This is a genomic window from Synechococcus sp. H55.9, from assembly GCF_047462355.1.
Taxonomy (GTDB): Bacteria; Cyanobacteriota; Cyanobacteriia; order Thermostichales; family Thermostichaceae; genus Thermostichus.
In genome coordinates this window covers 1-2,509 of the sequence record NZ_JANSJB010000156.1, presented here as the reverse complement: position 1 = coordinate 2,509, position 2,509 = coordinate 1, and the positions used below count along the sequence as shown (strand labels likewise).

At 62.7% G+C, this 2,509-nt stretch carries 3 protein-coding genes; all 3 read right to left on the bottom strand.

Annotated features, from left to right (window positions below; translation table 11 throughout):
- Positions 1–1,061: 1-deoxy-D-xylulose-5-phosphate reductoisomerase (locus NW857_RS12695; protein WP_414369170.1), on the bottom strand; the 1,061-nt coding region annotated here is incomplete at its 3' end.
- Positions 1,062–1,290: 229 nt separating this feature from the next.
- Entirely contained in the window at positions 1,291–1,545 is a 255-nt protein-coding gene (locus NW857_RS12690) for a hypothetical protein (protein ID WP_414333962.1), read from the bottom strand.
- A complete protein-coding gene (locus NW857_RS12685) occupies positions 1,542–2,162 on the bottom strand; it encodes a ParA family protein (RefSeq protein ID WP_414333961.1) in 621 nt (206 codons plus the stop codon). The genes NW857_RS12690 and NW857_RS12685 overlap by 4 nt, the downstream gene beginning before the upstream one ends.
- Positions 2,163–2,509 lie beyond the last annotated feature (347 nt).

The window sequence follows — 2,509 nt, the reverse complement described above, 5'->3', positions numbered from 1 at the left end:
CAGACCCGTTCCAGAAGGCGGGGGATATCCAAAAAACGAATGCGCTCTTGCAAGAACAAGGCCACGGCTGCCTCGTTAGCCGCATTCAACACCGCCGGCAGCGTCCCGCCCGCCCGCCCGGCGGCATAGGCCAGCTCCATGCAGGGATACTTGCGGTGATCCGGCGCCTTAAAAGTGAGGGATCCCAGCTTGACCAAGTCGAGGGGATCCCAAGGGGTGGTTAGGCGCTCCGGCCAACTGAGGCCGTAGAGAATGGGCAGGTGCATATCCGGCCAGCCCAACTGGGCCAGAACCGAGGTATCGGCCAGCTCAATCAGGGAGTGAACGATGCTCTGGGGGTGGATGAGGATCTCGATCCGGTCATAATCCAAACCAAACAGCCAGTGGGCCTCGATCACCTCCAAGCCCTTGTTCATCAGGGTGGCCGAGTCGATGGTGATCTTGCGCCCCATCACCCAGTTGGGGTGTTTGAGGGCATCCGCCAGAGTTGCCCGATCCAGTTGCTCGGCAGGCCAATCGCGAAACGCCCCCCCTGAGGCTGTCAGCCAGATGCGGCGCAGGGATCCCGGCGGCACCCCCTGCAAACATTGGAAGATGGCCGAATGCTCCGAGTCCACCGGGATGAGCTTGACGCCGTGCTTTTGCACCAGGGGCAGCACCACCGGGCCGCCTGCCACCAGGGTCTCTTTGTTGGCCAGGGCAACGTCCTTGCCGGCGCGGATGGCGGCCAGCGTGGGCAAGAGGCCGGCACAGCCGACGATCCCGGTCACCACCCGCTGGGCCGCGGGGTGAGCCGCCACCTGACACAGCCCCTCCGTGCCTGCCACCAACTCGGGCAGCGGTCGCATCCCGGTCAGCAGCGACCGCAGTTCCGGCAGCAGCTCCTCCCGGCCAATGGCCACAATCTGGGGCCGAAACTGCCGCACTTGCTCGGCCAAAAGGACGACATTGCTGTAGCTGGTTAGGCCGACAACCTGGAAACGCTCTGGATACTGGGCCACCAAGTCCAGAGTTTGGGTGCCAATCGAGCCGGTGGAGCCGAGCAGGGTGATGGCTTGCATACTAAGGATCCCTTTGCACCTAAAAGAGCGTGACATTCTTGCAGCGCAGACGTCCCCTCGCCCAGCGTGCCCAAGGGCTCCGTCCCGCTCTCGCGAACGGCCCCACCTCGCGTCCGGGGATCCCTGCCTCACGCCACTTCATCTTATTCTTATCTGGTTCTCAACCGGAATCCGTGTGTTTCATCTGATCCCCGACAGCGGGATCTGGCAATGTCGCTCCTCCCTGATTTCAAATCTTTCCCGATTGAGAGCGCAGCCACTGGGCGAGCAAGGCCTCGATCAGCTCCGACAGATCCTGATCCGATTCCAGCAGGAGGCGCTTCACGGCTCGGTGCGTCTCTTTGCGGATGTAGGCGGTCAGCTTGACGTACTCCGCGCCGTTGGGCTTGGCGGGCGCTTCCGGCGGCTCAGGGATCTTGTAGGCCTGGGCGCTCAGCTTTTTCGGAGGCGGGTGGCGGTCGAGCAGGCGCTCAAACTTGCTCATGACAGGATTTCCTCTCCCACGGCAACGTAATCTGACCAGGCTTGCTTGGCTCTGGGATCCGGGAGCTGGTTGACGCAGACCCCCTCCAGCGCGGCCCGCTGAAAGGCCACTGTGCGGCGAATGGAATGATGGCAGAGCGGGATCCCGGTTTTTTGCAGAAAGCTGCGGGCCTCGGCCCCATCCCGGTTAGGCCAGGGGGGAACCAGCGTCAGCAAGACTTTGTAGTGCTTTGCCCCCAAACGATCCAGGGCGTTGACAGTCAGCATCAGGGCATCCAGGGCCAAGGCATCCGGAGAACAGGGCAAAAGCAACAATTCACACCGCTCCGCCAGCAGGCTCAACTGTTCGGGGGTGGGGCGGGCGGGGGTGTCGATCAGCGTATGCTGAAAGCCGCCAGGCGTAGACATGGTGGGATCCCCGGCCAGCACTTTGACAGGAAAGGGGGAGCCCCGTTCTGCCCAGCGAGAGGCGGAGCGATTGGGATCGGCGTCGAGCAGCAGCGACACCTGGGGTGTACTTGCCTGGGCTGCGCACCGTTGTTGAAGGTAGAGGGCCAGGTGCACCGCTGTAGTGGTTTTGCCCACACCCCCCTTGAACCCCAAGACCGCGATATTCATCTGCCACACACCCTCCCAACTTGGTTTTACAGCCCACTTCCAGAGGCGGCAAGAGGCAAGCTGCACATCCGAGCGCCGGAATCTGGGGTTTTAGGCAACTGAGGAGATCCGAGCGCCGCATCACGTTTTCCTCTCTCCGCACGCGAGGGGCTTCGCTGGTACGATATCCTTTGGCTGACAAAGCCGGCTGAGGAACTGCAGGCTCTCTCCCTGCCCCTCGCCCTCGGACGCTACCCCCCTTCTTCATCCCGGAGAAGCTGCCCATGGCTCATCCCTCAAAGTTCCGCGTCCGTCTCAGCCGGCCTCACTCTTGGTCTCCTTTGGTAGGGCTGTGGCTGGCTCTGGGC

Coding starts and splice junctions, on each gene's coding strand:
- NW857_RS12685 (WP_414333961.1), bottom strand. CDS start 2,162: ATGAATATCGCGGTCTTGGGGTTCAAGGGGGGTGTGGGCAAAACCACT.
- NW857_RS12690 (WP_414333962.1), bottom strand. CDS start 1,545: ATGAGCAAGTTTGAGCGCCTGCTCGACCGCCACCCGCCTCCGAAAAAG.